At 62.3% G+C, this 14994-nt stretch carries 16 protein-coding genes; 11 read left to right on the top strand and 5 right to left on the bottom strand.

The window, feature by feature from the left end; genetic code table 11:
- Positions 1-8: 8 nt before the first annotated feature.
- From BC360_RS11155 to BC360_RS11145, 3 genes are all read right to left on the bottom strand, one after another.
- A complete protein-coding gene (locus tag BC360_RS11155) occupies positions 9-278 on the bottom strand; it encodes a hypothetical protein (protein ID WP_115420638.1) in 270 nt (89 codons plus the stop codon).
- A gap of 159 nt (positions 279-437) precedes the next feature.
- Complete coding sequence (locus tag BC360_RS11150; RefSeq protein ID WP_065795564.1) at positions 438-890, bottom strand: TIGR02301 family protein; 453 nt, start codon at positions 888-890, stop codon at positions 438-440.
- The gene (locus tag BC360_RS11145; RefSeq protein WP_065795211.1) at positions 890-1357 is read right to left on the bottom strand and encodes an NUDIX hydrolase; all 468 of its coding nucleotides are present in this window, start codon (positions 1355-1357) and stop codon (positions 890-892) included. Before BC360_RS11145 ends, BC360_RS11150 begins: the two co-directional genes overlap by 1 nt.
- Positions 1358-1418: 61 nt before the next feature.
- Here BC360_RS11145 and BC360_RS11140 point away from each other — a divergent pair, with 61 nt between their 5' ends.
- Positions 1419-2198: an SOS response-associated peptidase gene (locus tag BC360_RS11140; RefSeq protein ID WP_065787353.1), complete on the top strand. Its 780-nt coding sequence runs from the start codon at positions 1419-1421 to the stop codon at positions 2196-2198.
- A 13-nt stretch (positions 2199-2211) separates the two neighbouring features.
- Here the strand turns inward: BC360_RS11140 and BC360_RS32350 are convergent, their stop codons facing one another.
- Positions 2212-2364: a hypothetical protein gene (locus tag BC360_RS32350; RefSeq protein ID WP_167590824.1), complete on the bottom strand. Its 153-nt coding sequence runs from the start codon at positions 2362-2364 to the stop codon at positions 2212-2214.
- A 413-nt stretch (positions 2365-2777) separates the two neighbouring features.
- On the opposite strand from BC360_RS32350, the gene cysS reads away from it, so the two are divergent.
- From cysS to rarD, 8 genes are all read left to right on the top strand, one after another.
- Positions 2778-4169: a cysteine--tRNA ligase gene (cysS, locus tag BC360_RS11135; protein ID WP_065787277.1), complete on the top strand. Its 1392-nt coding sequence runs from the start codon at positions 2778-2780 to the stop codon at positions 4167-4169.
- Positions 4170-4277: 108 nt separating this feature from the next.
- Positions 4278-4658 (top strand): VOC family protein, encoded by a 381-nt coding sequence (locus BC360_RS11130; protein WP_065787276.1) that lies wholly within the window; start codon positions 4278-4280, stop codon positions 4656-4658.
- Positions 4659-4670: 12 nt separating this feature from the next.
- Positions 4671-5162 (top strand): GFA family protein, encoded by a 492-nt coding sequence (locus BC360_RS11125; protein ID WP_065795210.1) that lies wholly within the window; start codon positions 4671-4673, stop codon positions 5160-5162.
- Positions 5159-5635 carry a GFA family protein gene (locus BC360_RS11120; RefSeq protein ID WP_065795209.1) on the top strand — a complete coding sequence of 159 codons (477 nt, stop codon included), beginning with the start codon at positions 5159-5161 and terminating at the stop codon, positions 5633-5635. The genes BC360_RS11125 and BC360_RS11120 overlap by 4 nt, the downstream gene beginning before the upstream one ends.
- A complete protein-coding gene (locus BC360_RS11115; protein ID WP_065787273.1) occupies positions 5632-6132 on the top strand; it encodes a GFA family protein in 501 nt (166 codons plus the stop codon). The genes BC360_RS11120 and BC360_RS11115 overlap by 4 nt, the downstream gene beginning before the upstream one ends.
- A complete protein-coding gene (pip, locus tag BC360_RS11110) occupies positions 6132-7094 on the top strand; it encodes a prolyl aminopeptidase (RefSeq protein ID WP_065795208.1) in 963 nt (320 codons plus the stop codon). The genes BC360_RS11115 and pip overlap by 1 nt, the downstream gene beginning before the upstream one ends.
- 26 nt (positions 7095-7120) lie before the next feature.
- Complete coding sequence (gene cimA, locus BC360_RS11105; protein WP_065795207.1) at positions 7121-8737, top strand: citramalate synthase; 1617 nt, start codon at positions 7121-7123, stop codon at positions 8735-8737.
- Positions 8738-9169: 432 nt separating this feature from the next.
- Complete coding sequence (rarD, locus tag BC360_RS11100; protein ID WP_065787270.1) at positions 9170-10108, top strand: EamA family transporter RarD; 939 nt, start codon at positions 9170-9172, stop codon at positions 10106-10108.
- A 74-nt stretch (positions 10109-10182) separates the two neighbouring features.
- Here rarD and BC360_RS11095 read toward each other — a convergent pair whose 3' ends face one another.
- Complete coding sequence (locus tag BC360_RS11095; RefSeq protein ID WP_065787269.1) at positions 10183-10803, bottom strand: TIGR00730 family Rossman fold protein; 621 nt, start codon at positions 10801-10803, stop codon at positions 10183-10185.
- Between the two features lie 243 nt (positions 10804-11046).
- Between BC360_RS11095 and BC360_RS11090 the strand changes: the two genes are divergently transcribed.
- Together BC360_RS11090 and BC360_RS11085 are read left to right on the top strand one after the other, a co-directional pair.
- Positions 11047-12792 carry a LysM peptidoglycan-binding domain-containing protein gene (locus tag BC360_RS11090; protein ID WP_065795206.1) on the top strand — a complete coding sequence of 582 codons (1746 nt, stop codon included), beginning with the start codon at positions 11047-11049 and terminating at the stop codon, positions 12790-12792.
- A 218-nt stretch (positions 12793-13010) separates the two neighbouring features.
- Positions 13011-14903 carry an ABCB family ABC transporter ATP-binding protein/permease gene (locus tag BC360_RS11085; RefSeq protein ID WP_065795563.1) on the top strand — a complete coding sequence of 631 codons (1893 nt, stop codon included), beginning with the start codon at positions 13011-13013 and terminating at the stop codon, positions 14901-14903.
- The last annotated feature ends 91 nt before the right edge of the window (positions 14904-14994 follow it).

Genomic DNA, 14994 nt, shown 5'->3' with positions numbered 1-14994 from the left:
TCCTGATATTACTGAAGCGAGCGTTGGGGCGAAAATTCACCGGCGAGCATGCGCTCGCGAAGCGAATTGAGCATCGCTTCCGCACCGTCTTCACCATGAAGCCGAACGGTTTCCCGCATGGCTAGAGCGATGGCCGCATCGGCGATGATTTCTGGCTCGATGCCATCAGCCATGCCGTCCGCCCAGGCCTCGTTCTGGTGTTCCAGCGCTGCCTGCATTTTCTCGTGGACGATCATGTCATCGATGTCGGTCAGGCTTGGTTCCATCATTCGTTCCATGCGACTTCCATTGCTGCAAGTGGCTCACTTTAACGTCGTCCGGCTGAACTTCAACTGAACGACCGTGACCCGGTTGTCACTTCTTACCACTCTCTTAACGAACTTAGCAGCCTTTTCCCGAAACGACACGGGGTCGTGAGAAAAGAGGTTAATTTATTGCTAATTTCCAAAGCGGGCGACGATTTCTGACGCAAGTGTTGCTCCTTCGGCACGATATCGCTGCTCGGCGACGATCGCCTGCTGCGTGCAGGTCGTGTAAACGGAGGCAAAGGTGCGATACCCCCGGTTGAAGGCGGCGGTCATACGCTCGCGCCGTTTTTCCTCGTTGGCCGTTTCCTTGTCGATCAGCTCCTGCATCGAGCGCCGCCAGACATCCTCGGGCTCCTTGACGCAGAGATTGCGCAAATAGTGGACGGAGCCGAGAACCTCGGCGAGGCGAATCAGTCTCTGGTCGTAGGGCGTCGGTTTTTCCTCGACGACGACAGGGGCGGGCGCTTGTGTCTCCGTCTTGCCCTGCGGCGGTGCCGCCGCCTTCTGCGCCACAGCGGTGGTCGCCGTCGCGAGCAGCAGGGTTGTCACGATCAGGCGGGTGATGGTCGGGCCGAATGTCATCATCCCATCAAGTCCGAATCGGCGGCTGTTTCAAGGCGTCCGCCCGTCTTTGCGTTTGCTGCAGCCTGAGCTGCCAGTTTTTCCACGCATTCGCGAACGCTGTCGGGAATGGGAAGCGCAAAGATCTCGTCCGGCGTGAACCAGCCGAGGCCGGCCGCATCGTCGCTGGCAACGGCGACGGCCGTCGCGTCCGCCTGCGCCCTGAAGACGGAGAGGAAGAAATGCAGTCCTTCCGATTCCTTGCCTGGCAGATCGTAGGTTTCGAACAGCACCGGGCTACGGGCGCGAATGCCGGTCTCTTCCTGCAATTCGCGCAAGGCCGTCTGCTCCGGCGTTTCTCCCGGCTCGGCGCGTCCGCCCGGAAAAGCGTACATATCGGCCGACGGCGGATTGGCGCGTCGCACCAAGAGGTAGCGGCCATCGCGTTCGAGAATGACGGAAGAGGCGAGTTCGGGCTGTTTCGGCATGGTGGAATCAATTTCGATCGCTATCGTTGACCCATCCTACGTGAAGTGCCACATCCATGTCATGTGCGGACGTTTTGCGCTGACGGCGACCCCGGAAGAATTGATAGAGCTGTTCGGCCTGCTGGAGAGCGATGACTTTCCGGCGCGCTTCAATATTGCGCCGACGCAGCCGATCATCGTCGTCGTCGCTGCAGATGGTGGCGGGCCGGGGAGCAACCTGCCGGAGCGCAAGGCCCTTCTCGTTCGCTGGGGTTTCACGCCTGGCTGGGTCAAGGACCCGCGGGATTTTCCGCTACTGATCAATGCCCGCGCCGAGACGGCGATCGAAAAGGCGTCGTTTCGCGCTGCGATGCGCCATCGTCGCGTGCTGGTGCCGGCGTCGGGCTTCTATGAGTGGCATCGCCCCGCAAAGGGCAGTGGCGAGGCCTCGCAGGCCTATTGGATCCGCCCGCGCAAAGGCGGCATCGTCGCTTTTGCCGGCCTGATGGAAACCTGGTCTTCCGCAGACGGCTCAGAAGTCGACACCGCCGCGGTCCTCACCACCAGCGCCAATCCTGCGATCGCGCCCATACACGATCGCATGCCGGTCGTGATCCAGCCGGAAGATTTTGCCCGCTGGCTGGACTGCAAGACGCAGGAGCCGCGCGACGTCGCCGATCTGATGGCGCCGGCGTCGCAGGACTACTTCGAAGCGATCCCGGTATCCGACAAGGTCAACAAGGTTGCCAATGCAGGCCCCGATATCCAGGAGGCGATCGTCCCACAGCTGGCGCCGAAAGCACAGGCGAAGGACGACAGGAACGGGGACAAGCCCGACGACGGGCAGATGTCCCTGTTCTGATCCGCGGATGTGTCTATGCCGGCTGCTTCTTCAGCTTGCCGGCGGGCTTTGCCTTGACCTGCAGGGCAGCGGCCAGCACGGCCTTGAGGCCGAGCGGGCGGTACTGCTGAACCAGATCGGCGGATGTCTTGGCGATGTCGGTGGTCTTGGCGGCCTTCACTTGCATGCACTCCTTGATGCTTTCCCTGGACCGGAAACTCCTCGTTGTCGCTTGCATAGGCGACAACGACGCTCCTCCTCAGTTTCTCCGGAGACAGGAACTGCGGTGTAGGGCCAAGCTGCACCGCGAATCTCTTTCCCGCGTCGCGATCCCAGATAAGCCAAATCATGACAAATCCATGACCATGCCTACGCTTGGATAGCCGGCTGTGCTTCGCATGCGGCTGACCACTTGACCGGCGCCATGCGAAGCGCGATAAGTGTGGCCATGAAAACGGTTACCTGCATTATCTGCCGGAAGATTATTCGCTAGCGCTTCGCTGGCCTGGCCGTTTTCGTCTCCCGAAATCCAAGATGACAAACGCGCGGGCCTCCCGGGCGCCGTATTTCTGACGGTCGCATGCGTATTGGAGATTTGGAATGGGCGGAGTGCCGACACTTAAGCTGTACAACACGCTGACGCGGGAGAAGGTCGATTTCCGGCCCATCGATCCCGACAATGTCCGCACGTATGTCTGCGGCCCGACCGTCTACGACTATGCCCATATCGGCAATGCGCGTCCGGTCATCGTCTTCGATATTCTTTTCCGACTGCTGCGCCATGTCTATGGCGCGCCGAAGGTGACCTATGTTCGCAACATCACCGACGTCGACGACAAGATCAACGCGCGCGCCTTGCGCGATTATCCCGGCCTGCCGCTCAACGAGGCGATCCGGCATGTGACCGAGAAGACCGAGACGCAGTTTCTCGAAGACGCCAAGTCGCTCGGCTGCCTCGATCCTGACGTGCAGCCTCGCGCGACCGACAACATTCCGCAGATGATCGACATCATCGACAAGCTGATCGCCAAGGGCCATGCCTACAAGGCCGGCGGCGAGGTGCTGTTCGATACCAAGTCGATGCCGGACTACGGGCAGCTTTCCAAGCGCAATCTCGACGAGCAGCAGGCCGGCGCCCGCGTCGCCGTCGAGGTGCACAAGAAGCACCCGGGCGATTTCGTGCTGTGGAAGCTCTCGGCCGATCACGAGCCCGGCTGGGAAAGCCCATGGGGCAGGGGTCGTCCCGGTTGGCACATCGAGTGCTCTGCCATGAGCGGCCGCTATCTCGGCGAAGTCTTCGATATCCACGGCGGCGGGCTCGACCTCATCTTCCCGCACCACGAGAACGAGATTGCCCAGTCACGTTGCGCCCACGGCACGGACGTGATGGCGAATGTCTGGATGCACAACGGCTTCCTGCAGGTCGAAGGCCGCAAGATGTCGAAGTCCGAAGGCAACTTCGTCACCATCTACGAACTGCTGCACACCGAAAAGTTCGGCGGCCGCAAATGGCCGGGCGACGTGCTGCGCCTTGCCATGTTGATGACTCACTACCGCGAGCCGATCGATTTCTCGATCAAGCGGCTGGAAGAGGCCGAGCACCTGCTGTCCAAATGGCCGGTCCCGGGCGAGGCAAAGGGCGAGGTCGATCCGGCGATCGTCACGGCGCTGTCCGACGACCTGAACACGGTGGCGGCCGTCCAGGCGCTGCATGTGCTGGCGCAGAAGGCCGTGAGCGATCCGAGCCTGAGGGGCAGCTTTGCCGCAAGCGCGTCGTTGCTCGGTATCGTGCCGCAGGCCGTTGAACTCGACGAGGCCGTCGTGCACGAAGTCGATGGCCGCGTGCGGACACGTCTCGAATTGCTCAAAGCCAAGGATTTCGCTGCCGGCGACAGGATCCGCGACGATCTGCTGGCCCAGGGCATCCAGCTCAAGGACGGCAAGGACCCGGTCACGGGCGAGCGCGTGACGACCTGGGAAGTGAAGCGGTGAAGCTGCCTGCCGTTCCCGATTGGCCTGAGGGCCAGTGGCGTCCGGGCAGGGGACGGCGGTCGCGGCTTGGCGGCATGAGGAGGGGCGCGTGAAGGAGGAGTTCATGCAATGATCGATCATACGGGCATTTCGGTTGCGGACTTCGACAAGTCGAAGTCGTTCTACGACAAGGCATTCGCCCCGCTCGGAGCGTCGCTCCTGATGATGGTGCCGGCGGAGCATACCGGCGGCGTCAAGGTCGGCGGCTACGGTCGTGAACGTCCGGTCTTCTGGCTGCACGAGGCCGTCGCAGGTCCGGGGCGACATTATGCTTTCACCGCACGCAGCCGCAGCGAAGTCGACGCCTTCTACGACGCGGCCCTGTCTGCCGGCGGACGCGACAATGGCAAGCCGGGGCTGCGGCCGCACTACCATCCGGATTATTATGCCGCCTTCGTCTTCGATCCCGACGGCAACAATATCGAGGCGGTCTGCCATGCGCCGGCTTGAGGAGACGTCGCGATGAGCCTTGACAACAAGCCGTATCATACCGGCGGCTGCCAATGCGGTGCCGTGCGCTTCCGCGTCGAGGGCGTTCTTGGTAACGCGTCCGTCTGCCATTGCCGCATGTGCCAGAAGGCGAGCGGAAACTTCTACCTGCCCCTGGTGTCGGTGCGGGGTGCGCATGTCACCTGGACGCGCGGCGAGCGCAAACGCTTCCAGTCATCCAACTTCGGCTGGCGTGGTTTTTGCGGCGATTGCGGCACGCCGCTGACCTATGAGGCGCCCGATGGCATGGCACTGGCGATCGCCGCCTTCGACGAACCGCAGGGGATCGTGCCGACAATCCAGTGGGGCATTGAGGGCAAGTTGCCCTATGTCGACCAAGTGCCTGCGCTTCCGGGCGAGGAGACGATGGCCGATGCCGACGCCGCGTCCTTTCTTGCCGATCTTGTATCCTATCAGCACCCCGACCATGACACCGAAACCTGGCCCCCGGAGGACATGAAATGACCGACACGGTTAGAACAGGCGGATGCCAATGCGGCGCGGTTCGTTTCCGCATTCGCGGACAGCTCGGCCGTCCGTCGATCTGCCATTGCCGCATGTGCCAGAAGCAGTTCGGCTCCTTCTTCTCTGCGCTGGTGACGGCGCCGAAGGATGGCATCGAGTGGACGCGCGACGAACCGAGCTATTTCCAGTCTTCGGTCAATATCGATCGCGGTTTCTGCCCGAAATGCGGCACGCCGATGATCTACCGCCATCCCGGCGGCATGGAGATTGCCATCGGGACCTTCGACGATCGCAGCGATCTGGCACCGCAGATACAGGTCAATTATGCCTCGCGGCTCCCCTGGGTCGAGACCATCTTCGACCAGCCGGTGCTGACGGATCCGGATTTCTATGGCAGGCAGGAGAGCATCATCTCCTTCCAGCATCCCGATCACGAGACCGAGCAGTGGCACGAACCGGGAGTGTTCAGATGACGATTTCGCGCATCTTTACCGGCGGATGCCAGTGCGGAGCGGTCCGCTACCGCGCCGAAGGCGTGCTGGCGGATGCGCATATCTGTCACTGTCGCATGTGCCAGAAGGCCGCCGGCAACTATTTCATGCCGCTTGCCAATATCGCCCGCGACAATTTCGACATTACCCGCGGGCAGCCCTCATGGTTTCGCTCGTCGCATCTGGTGCGCCGCGCCTTCTGCCACGATTGCGGGACGCCGCTGTTCTATGACATGCCGGACGAGGACTTCCTCAACATCGTGCTCGGCTCGCTCGACGACCCGGACGATCTGCCGCCGGTTTATCAGTCGGGTGTGGAGTCGCGCATGGTGTGGTTCGCGCGGCTGGCGAAACTGCCCGAAAGGCAAACCGACGACGGCAGCGAACTGTCGGCCACCCGACACTTGCTCGTGCTCGAAACGAACCGCCAGCATCCCGACTACGATACGGTGCACTGGCCACCCATGAGAGACTTATAATGACGGCTGCACTGCGCACGCTCTACCCGGAAATCGAACCCTATGCGTCGGGCCACCTCGACGTCGGCGACGGTCACTCCGTCTATTGGGAACGGGTGGGAACGCCGGGGGCCAAGCCGGCGGTGTTCCTGCATGGCGGGCCCGGCGGCACGATCTCGCCGAACCATCGCCGGCTGTTCGACCCCGTGCTTTACGACGTGACGCTGTTCGACCAGCGCGGCTGCGGCAAGTCGGCGCCGCATGCGGAGATCGAAGCCAACACCACCTGGCACCTCGTCGCCGATATCGAACGCCTGCGTGAGATGGCAGGGGCCGAAAAATGGCAGGTGTTCGGCGGGTCCTGGGGATCGACGCTGGCGCTCGCCTATGCGGAAAAACACCCGGACCGGGTCACCGAGCTGGTGCTGCGCGGCATTTATACGCTGACCAAGGCGGAGCTTGACTGGTACTATCAGTTCGGCGTCTCGGAGATGTTTCCGGACAAATGGGAGCGTTTCATCGCGCCTATCCCCGAGAACGAGCGCCACGAGATGATGAATGCCTATCACCGGCGCCTGACCAGCGACAACAGGGCGACGCGGCTCGCTGCCGCCAAAAGCTGGAGCATCTGGGAAGGCGAGACGATTACGCTGCTTCCGGAACTGTCGACCAGCGGCCGCTTCGAGGAGGACGAGTTTGCCGATGCCTTTGCGCGCATCGAGAACCACTTCTTCGTCAATGCCGGCTGGATGGACGACGGACAATTGCTGCGGGATGCCCATCGTCTGCGTGGCATCCCCGGCGTGATCGTCCAGGGCCGCTACGACATGCCATGCCCGGCCAAATATGCCTGGCAATTGCACAAGGCCTGGCCCGAGGCCGACTTCCACCTGATCGAGGGGGCAGGGCACGCCTATTCCGAGCCCGGTATCCTCGACCAGCTGATCCGCGCCACGGATAAATTCGCAGGCAAGACCGAATAACGACTGAGTATTATTGGAAACGAGCCATGACCAGGGAACGCATCTATCTCTTCGACACGACGCTACGGGACGGGCAGCAGACGCCCGGCATCGACTTTTCCGTCGAGGACAAGATCGCGATTACCAGCCTGCTCGACGATTTCGGCATGGACTATGTCGAAGGCGGTTACCCCGGCGCCAATCCGACCGATACCGACTTCTTCAAGCGCAAGCGCACGAACAAGGCGTCCTTCGTCGCCTTCGGCATGACCAAGCGCGCCGGCGTTTCCGCTTCGAACGATCCGGGCCTTGCAGCCTTGCTCGAGGCAAAGAGCGATGCGATCTGTCTCGTGGCCAAGAGCTGGGATTACCACGTGGCGGTGGCGCTCGGCTGTTCCAACGAGGAAAACCTCGAGAATATCCGGGCTTCGGTCGCCGCTGTCGTCGGTGCCGGCCGCGAGGCGATGGTCGACTGCGAGCATTTCTTCGACGGCTACAAGGCGAACCCCGCCTATGCGCTTGCCTGCGCCAAGGCCGCCTTCGAAGCCGGCGCGCGCTGGATCGTGCTTTGCGATACCAATGGCGGCACGCAGCCGCATGAGGTGCGCGAGATCGTGTCGGCGGTCATCGCTGCCGGCGTGCCGGGCGCCAATCTCGGCATTCACGCCCATAACGACACGGGGCAGGCCATCGCCAATACGCTCGCCGCCGTCGAGGCCGGCGTCCGCCAGATACAGGGGACGCTGAACGGTATCGGCGAGCGGTGCGGCAACGCCAATCTGGTGACGCTGATTCCCACCCTGGCACTGAAGGAGATCTATTCCAGCCGGTTCGAAACGGCGATCGATGCCGATCGCCTGCAGGAACTGACGAAGCTGTCCCACGCCTTCGACGAGCTTTTGAACCGCTCGCCCGACATGCAGGCGCCCTATGTCGGTGCCTCGGCCTTTGCCACCAAGGCCGGCATTCACGCCTCGGCGCTTCTGAAGGATCCGCGCACCTACGAGCATGTCGCGCCGGAAAGCGTCGGCAATCTGCGCAAGGTCATGGTGTCGGACCAGGGCGGCAAGGCCAACTTCATCAACGCCCTGAAGCGTCGCGGCATCGTCGTTGGCAAGGACGATCCCAAGCTCGACAAGCTGATCGCGATCGTCAAAGAACGCGAAGCGACCGGCTATGCCTATGAGGGTGCCGACGCGAGTTTCGCGCTTCTGGCAAGCCGCATCCTCGGAACGGTGCCGGATTTCTTCCACGTCGAAAGCTTCCGCGTGATGGTCGAGCGCCGCTTCGACGCCAACGGCCATCTGAAGACCGTGTCGGAGGCGGTCGTCAAGGTCGTCGTCGATGGCGAGACCATGATGTCGGTCGCCGAGGGCCACGGCCCCGTCAACGCGCTCGACCTGGCTCTGCGCAAGGATCTCGGAAAATACCAGTCCGAGATCGAAGACCTTGAGCTTGCGGACTACAAGGTCCGTATTCTCAACGGCGGGACCGAGGCGATCACGCGCGTTCTGATCGAATCGACCGATGGCACGGGCGCGCGTTGGTGGACGGTGGGCGTCTCCGACAACATTATCGATGCCTCCTTCCAGGCGCTGATGGACAGTATCATTTTCAAGCTGTTGAAGAACCGCGACCATGTCGGGCTGATTGCGGCCGAATAAACGCCTGGTTCAGAGAGCAGGGGCGCCCGCTGGGGTGCCGCTTCCCCTGCCTACTGCATAATTCCTTAAATCGGAATCGATTTAAGGAAAAAATTATGCAGCAAATTTAACGTGTTACAGCGTCCTTAGCGCGTCATGTTTGACGCGCGGCGCTGTAAGGTATGAGCAAAATTCACCATCCGTTCACGGAAATGAATTGGTGCATTGATGGCCATTGGAGTAGGACGCCCCATGGAAGGGGTCGTCGGCCGGCAAGGCTGCGCCTTCGACTAGAGCATTTCCAGGTAAGTGCGGAGCGGTTTTTCGTCAGGAAATGCGTAAAAACAAAGAGATAGAGCGTTTCTGCGGCTCCGTCCAAAACGGAAATCCTCTAGGGCCGGAGCGGGCGTCATAGCCGCGATAGCCTCCGGCGAATACATCAGGAAAAGTGTCATGGCCGAGCCGAACGCGAAACTACCCGCAGAAAACACCGATTCCGCCAAGGGCTTCGCCTTTGCGCTCGCGGCCTATCTGCTTTGGGGGTTCCTGCCTTTCTTCATGAAGGCGATCGCCCATATCCCGGCACCGGAAGTGGTGGCGCACCGGATCGTCTGGTCGGTTCCGCTCGCGGGCCTCGTGCTGGTCTGGCTCGGGCGCACGGAAGACGTCAAAGTCGCGCTTCGTTCGCCGCGCATGTTGCGCATGGCGGCCCTTACGGCCGTGCTCATCACCATCAACTGGGGCATCTATGTCTGGGCGATCGGCGCGGGCCGGGCGATCGAGACGGCGCTCGGCTACTATATCAATCCGCTGTTTTCGATTTTCCTCGGCGCTCTGTTGCTGAAGGAAAAGCCGAGCCCGGCACAGATGGTGGCGATCGCGCTGGCTGCTGCCGCCGTTGCGGTGCTCGCTTTCGACGCCGGTGGTCTGCCCTGGGTGTCGATCGGGCTCTGCCTTTCCTGGGGCTTTTATGCCTTCTTCCGCAAGACGCTGCCGATCGGACCGAACCAGGGCTTCTTCCTCGAAGTGCTGCTGCTCAGCATCCCGGCGATCGGCTACATCATCTGGCTCGAAGCCACCGGCCAGGGGCACTTCGGCGACACCGGCATGGCCGATGTGCTGTGGCTGATGTCCTGCGGCATCGTCACTGCCATCCCGCTGATGATCTATGCCAACGGCGCCAAGCTGCTGCGGCTCTCGACCATCGGCATCATGCAGTACATCGCGCCGACGATGATCTTCCTAATCGCCGTCTTCGTCTTCCACGAGCCCTTCGGTACGGCAAAGCTGATCGCTTTCGCACTGATCTGGGCGGCGCTGGTCATTTATTCCGGCGCCATGCTGGCGCAGAGCCGCGCGCGACGCGCGGAACAGGTCAGCCCGGCCGAATAAGCGACCATGCAGAAAATGAAAAAAGGCGCGACCGTCCGGCGCGCCTTTTCCGATTCTTGGGAGGCAGTCGGCGACTAGAGGCGCGAGATGATCTCGGCTTCGCCTTCGCGGCCGTCCGCACCCTTGGCGGCTGCAAGGATTGCCGGCACGATGTCCTCGGCCTTGTCGACGACGAGCGGCTGGACGAGATGGGCGGTGTGGACGAAGCCTTCGCCGCGCATGTGCTGCAGCAGATCCAGCATCGGCTTCCAGAAATTGTTCATGTTGCCGAAGACCATTGGTTTGCGGTGGCGCCCGAGCTGCGCCCAGGTCATGATCTCGACGATCTCTTCCAGAGTGCCGATACCACCCGGCAGCGCGACGAAGGCGTCGGCGCGCTCGAACATCGTGTGCTTGCGCTCATGCATGTCGGCGGTGACGATCAGTTCGTTCAGCTGGCCGAGCGAATGGCGCGTCGCTTCCTTGTCCATCAGGAATTCGGGGATGATGCCGGTGACTTCGCCGCCATTGGAAAGCACGCCGCTTGCGACCGCTCCCATGATGCCGCGGGTGCCGCCGCCATAGACCAATCGCAGGCCGTGGTCGGCGATCGAGCGGCCGAGTGCGCGGCCGGCTTCCATGTAAATCGGGTCACGTCCGGGCTGCGAGCCGCAGTAGACGCAGATGGATCGAATCGTGCTGGCTTCAGTGTTCATCCGGCCAAAAAACATTGCAGCGCAGCAAGGGTCAAGAAAAATGAGGGGAAAGCTTGGTTCACGGCGCTTGCAGCAAGGGCGGCTGCTTGTCTGCTACTCCCGGAAACGCTAGCAATTTCAGGGATCGATTGAAGAAATCGGGCGGGTAGCTCGCAGTTGCGCTATAATGATAGTACAAGCCCCGCGCCGTAGGCCGATGAGAGGGCATGCGCGGAGCGTCGCTCCGCTCCTGTGGAGAGTGGCATGATCAAGAACAAGGCCGGCTGGGTGGCCCTTACTGTCCTTGCGGCAGCAACAGCGTTGATGATTTTTGTAGTTCAACCGAATTTGCGTGGCGGCAAGGAAGCCTCAGTCGATGGCGCGGCAAACGGCCCTGCCCAAACCACTGATGCGGCATCGTCGAATGGCGGGCCTCAGCCCAGTGCGGGCGCAAGCAACGAGGCTGCGGCAAGCGCCACCGATGCGAAAGCGCCGGCAGAAGACCCGTCCATTCCCGGCTTCGACGTCCTGCGCGTCGAGCCCGATGGTTCGACCGTCGTTGCCGGTCATGCCGCACCGGGCTCCAAGCTCGAGATCCTCAACGGCACCACCGTCGTCGGAACGGCGGATGTCGGCGTGACCGGCGATTTCGCCGCTGTCTTCGACAAGCCGCTTCCGGCCGGAGACTATCAGCTGACCCTGCGCGCCGTCGGCGAAGATGGCGTTGCCAAGAATTCGCATGAGGTCGCGACGGTTTCCGTGCCGAAGGACCCGACGGGACAACTGCTTGCCATGGTCTCCAAGCCGGGCGCGGCCAGCCGGCTGCTCACCACGCCCGACGCCCTGGCCGGCGCGGCGCAGACAGCCGACGCATCAGCGTCGCAGCCAGCTGCGGGAACTTCCGCCGACGTGGCGTCTGCAACGGCGCAGACGACGAGCGATGCAACGGCGGCAAAGCCAAGTGCCGCTGCCGGGCTGCAGGTGACCGCCGTCGAGATCGAGGGCGCGAAGATGTTCGTCGCCGGTAGCGCAAAGCCCGGCGCCTTGGTTCGCATCTATGCGGACGACAAGCTGCTCGGCGAAATCAAGGCCGACGACAAGGGCCACTTCGTCGTCGACGGCCAGATCGACCTTTCGGTCGGCAGCCACATCATCCGCGCCGACATGCTGAGCGACGACGCAAGCAAAGTCGTGATGCGTGCATCGGTTCCGTTCGACCGTCCGGCAGGTAGCCAGGTCGCGGCCATTGCCGGCCCGGTTTCTGCGGCCGCAACGGCCGGCCTCGACGGGCTGCGCGCCGAAGCAGGCAAGGCGCTCGCGCTGCTGAAGGGGCTCTTCTCCAACGGCAAGGTGCCGACGGGCGAGCAACTCGCGGCAGCACGCTCCGCAAGCGAGTTTGCGCTGAAGTCACTGGCCGACTTCAGGCTGACGGACAATTCCGACCAGGCGTTGGCTGACGAAGCGGCCCGGACGTCGAAGGCTGCAGCTGATGCGCTGGCCGTGCTGAAAGAGGCGTCGCAGGATCCCTCGAGCGTCGCCACGGCCTTGACCAAGGTCGAGGCATCGGTCGGGGCCATTCTCGCCGAACGCGGCAGCGTGACGCCGGCGGTTGCCGCCAAGGCGCAGCCCGCCGCATCGGGCGAGGTCGCCGAGGCTTCCGGCGCATCGAAGGTCAAGGGTGCCGGCAGCTCGATCGTCAATGATGTCGCGGCCGCGCAGCCTTCCGTGGCCTCGGCGAAAACCCAGGCGCAGCCGGAAACGGTGGAGCAGGCGCCGCTGAAGGAAAGCAAGAGCTCGGTCATCATCCGTCGCGGCGATACGCTCTGGCAAATTTCACGGCGTGTCTATGGCGCGGGCGTTCGTTACACCACGATCTACCTCGCCAACCAGGCCCAGATCGAAAACCCCGACCGGATCCGTCCGGGCCAGGTGTTCGGCGTTCCGGATCAGGCGCTTTCCGACGAAGAGTCGCGGGAAATTCACAAGAAGCACATGAAACACGAACAATAGGCTGCTCATCGACCTCAATCGCATTGCGGTGGTGTCGACGGAGACCTATCTGTCAAATAAGGCGGCGTCTTCAACGAGACGCCGCTTTTCATTGGATGGCGACGATGTGCCCCGATGTCCTTGTCCAAGGTCCGAGGCGTTGAGCCGTAATTGCGCGACCCGGTGGATTGGCATGACCATCCGCCTGGGCTTGCGAAAGAGTGAAGGCGGATCAAGACGTGGCACCTGCAAACCAGACGAAGACGATCTCCGCCGATACGAGCAACCCGTTTCGGACCATCGTCAACCTGTGGCCCTATATGTGGCCTTCGGATCGGGCGGATCTGAAGCTACGGGTCGTCTGGGCAACGATCATCCTGGTGATTGCCAAGGTCGTGCTGATCCTCGTTCCTTATTTCTTCAAGTGGGCGACGGACGCGCTCAACAACAAGCCCGACGCGCTGGGTTTTCTGCCGCAGTTCCTGACCGGCGCGGTCATCCTGGTGCTTGCCTATAACCTCGCGCGCCTGCTGCAGGCGGGGCTCAATCAACTGCGCGACGCGCTGTTTGCCAGCGTCGGGCAGCATGCGGTCCGGCAGCTCGCCTACAAGACCTTCGTGCACATGCACCAGATGTCGTTGCGTTTTCACCTGGAGCGGCGCACCGGCGGCCTGTCTCGGGTGATCGAGCGCGGCACCAAGGGCATCGAGACCATCGTTCGCTTCACCATTCTGAACAGTGTTCCGACGCTGATCGAATTCCTGCTGACCGCCGTGATCTTCTGGTGGGGCTACGGTTTCAGCTACCTGCTGGTCACGGCCATCACCGTCTGGCTCTATATCTGGTTCACCGTCAAGGCGAGCGACTGGCGCATCGCCATCCGCCGCTCCATGAACGACAGCGACACCGACGCCAATACCAAGGCGATCGACTCGCTCTTGAACTTCGAGACCGTCAAATATTTCGGCAACGAAGAGATGGAAGCCAAGCGCTTCGACAGATCCATGCAGCGCTATGAGAAGGCGGCGACCCAAGTCTGGACGTCGCTCGGCTGGCTCAACTTCGGCCAGGCGATGATCTTTGGGGCGGGCACGGCCGTCATGATGGTCATGTCGGCACTCGCGGTGCAGCGCGGCGAGCAGACGCTCGGCGACTTCGTCTTCATCAATGCCATGCTGATCCAGCTTGCCATCCCGCTCAATTTCATCGGCTTCGTCTATCGCGAAATCCGACAGGGCCTGACCGACATCGAACACATGTTCGATCTGCTCGACGTCGAAGCAGAAGTGGCTGATCGCCCGGGTGCGCGACAGCTTGCCATCGCTAACGGTGCCATTGCCTTCAAGGACGTGCACTTCGCCTATGATTCGGCGCGGCCGATCCTCAAGGGCATCAGCTTCCAGGTGCCGGCCGGCAAGACGGTTGCCGTCGTCGGCCCCTCAGGTGCCGGCAAATCGACGCTCTCTCGGCTTCTCTATCGCTTCTACGACGTGCAGCAGGGCACGATCACCATCGACGGGCAGGACGTGCGCGATGTGACGCAGAAGAGCCTGCGCGGGGTCATCGGCATGGTGCCGCAGGATACGGTGCTGTTCAACGACACCATCGCCTACAACATCCGCTACGGACGCGTTTCGGCCACCGAGGAGGAGGTCGTGGCGGCGGCTGAAGCAGCGCAGATCGCCAGCTTCATCCAGTCGCTTCCCGAAGGTTTCCAGGCGATGGTCGGAGAGCGCGGGCTGAAGCTTTCGGGCGGTGAGAAGCAGCGCGTCGCTATCGCCCGCACGATCCTCAAGGCGCCGCCGATCCTCATCCTCGACGAGGCAACCTCGGCGCTCGACACTCGCACGGAACAGGAAATCCAGTCGGCGCTCGACGTCGTTTCCCGCAACCGCACGACGCTGGTCATAGCCCATCGGCTTTCGACAGTGATCAATGCCGATGAAATCATCGTGCTCAAGGACGGCGTCATCGCCGAGCGCGGCACGCATGGGGAACTGATCGAGCGCGACGGACTTTATGCTTCCATGTGGAGCCGTCAGCGTGAGGCGACCCAGGCGGAAGAACAATTGAAGCGTGTGCGCGAGAGCGACGACCTCGGCATCGTCACGCGCGGGGAGCCGGCCGTTTGACGATGCTGCCTTTGGCTGATCGCGACGCGTTTTGTCGCTGTCGGGCGGCCAGCGTTGCCGCGGGCGGCATTTCGCGCTAGGTCACGTTCCA

The organism is Ensifer sp. LC163, from assembly GCF_001695855.1.
In the GTDB taxonomy this organism is placed as follows: domain Bacteria; phylum Pseudomonadota; class Alphaproteobacteria; order Rhizobiales; family Rhizobiaceae; genus Ensifer.
The sequence above is the reverse complement of the archived record's forward strand: the minus strand, read 5'-3'. Positions and strand labels throughout refer to the sequence as shown.

What these genes read in the sequence shown, in the direction of transcription:
- BC360_RS11155 (WP_115420638.1), bottom strand. Translation starts at nt 278, where the DNA reads ATGGAACGAATGATGGAACCAAGCCTGACCGACATCGATGACATGATC.
- BC360_RS11150 (WP_065795564.1), bottom strand. Translation starts at nt 890, where the DNA reads ATGACATTCGGCCCGACCATCACCCGCCTGATCGTGACAACCCTGCTG.
- BC360_RS11145 (WP_065795211.1), bottom strand. Translation starts at nt 1,357, where the DNA reads ATGCCGAAACAGCCCGAACTCGCCTCTTCCGTCATTCTCGAACGCGAT.
- BC360_RS11140 (WP_065787353.1), top strand. Translation starts at nt 1,419, where the DNA reads ATGTGCGGACGTTTTGCGCTGACGGCGACCCCGGAAGAATTGATAGAG.
- BC360_RS32350 (WP_167590824.1), bottom strand. Translation starts at nt 2,364, where the DNA reads ATGCAAGTGAAGGCCGCCAAGACCACCGACATCGCCAAGACATCCGCC.
- cysS (WP_065787277.1), top strand. Translation starts at nt 2,778, where the DNA reads ATGGGCGGAGTGCCGACACTTAAGCTGTACAACACGCTGACGCGGGAG.
- BC360_RS11130 (WP_065787276.1), top strand. Translation starts at nt 4,278, where the DNA reads ATGATCGATCATACGGGCATTTCGGTTGCGGACTTCGACAAGTCGAAG.
- BC360_RS11125 (WP_065795210.1), top strand. Translation starts at nt 4,671, where the DNA reads ATGAGCCTTGACAACAAGCCGTATCATACCGGCGGCTGCCAATGCGGT.
- BC360_RS11120 (WP_065795209.1), top strand. Translation starts at nt 5,159, where the DNA reads ATGACCGACACGGTTAGAACAGGCGGATGCCAATGCGGCGCGGTTCGT.
- BC360_RS11115 (WP_065787273.1), top strand. Translation starts at nt 5,632, where the DNA reads ATGACGATTTCGCGCATCTTTACCGGCGGATGCCAGTGCGGAGCGGTC.
- pip (WP_065795208.1), top strand. Translation starts at nt 6,132, where the DNA reads ATGACGGCTGCACTGCGCACGCTCTACCCGGAAATCGAACCCTATGCG.
- cimA (WP_065795207.1), top strand. Translation starts at nt 7,121, where the DNA reads ATGACCAGGGAACGCATCTATCTCTTCGACACGACGCTACGGGACGGG.
- rarD (WP_065787270.1), top strand. Translation starts at nt 9,170, where the DNA reads ATGGCCGAGCCGAACGCGAAACTACCCGCAGAAAACACCGATTCCGCC.
- BC360_RS11095 (WP_065787269.1), bottom strand. Translation starts at nt 10,803, where the DNA reads ATGAACACTGAAGCCAGCACGATTCGATCCATCTGCGTCTACTGCGGC.
- BC360_RS11090 (WP_065795206.1), top strand. Translation starts at nt 11,047, where the DNA reads ATGATCAAGAACAAGGCCGGCTGGGTGGCCCTTACTGTCCTTGCGGCA.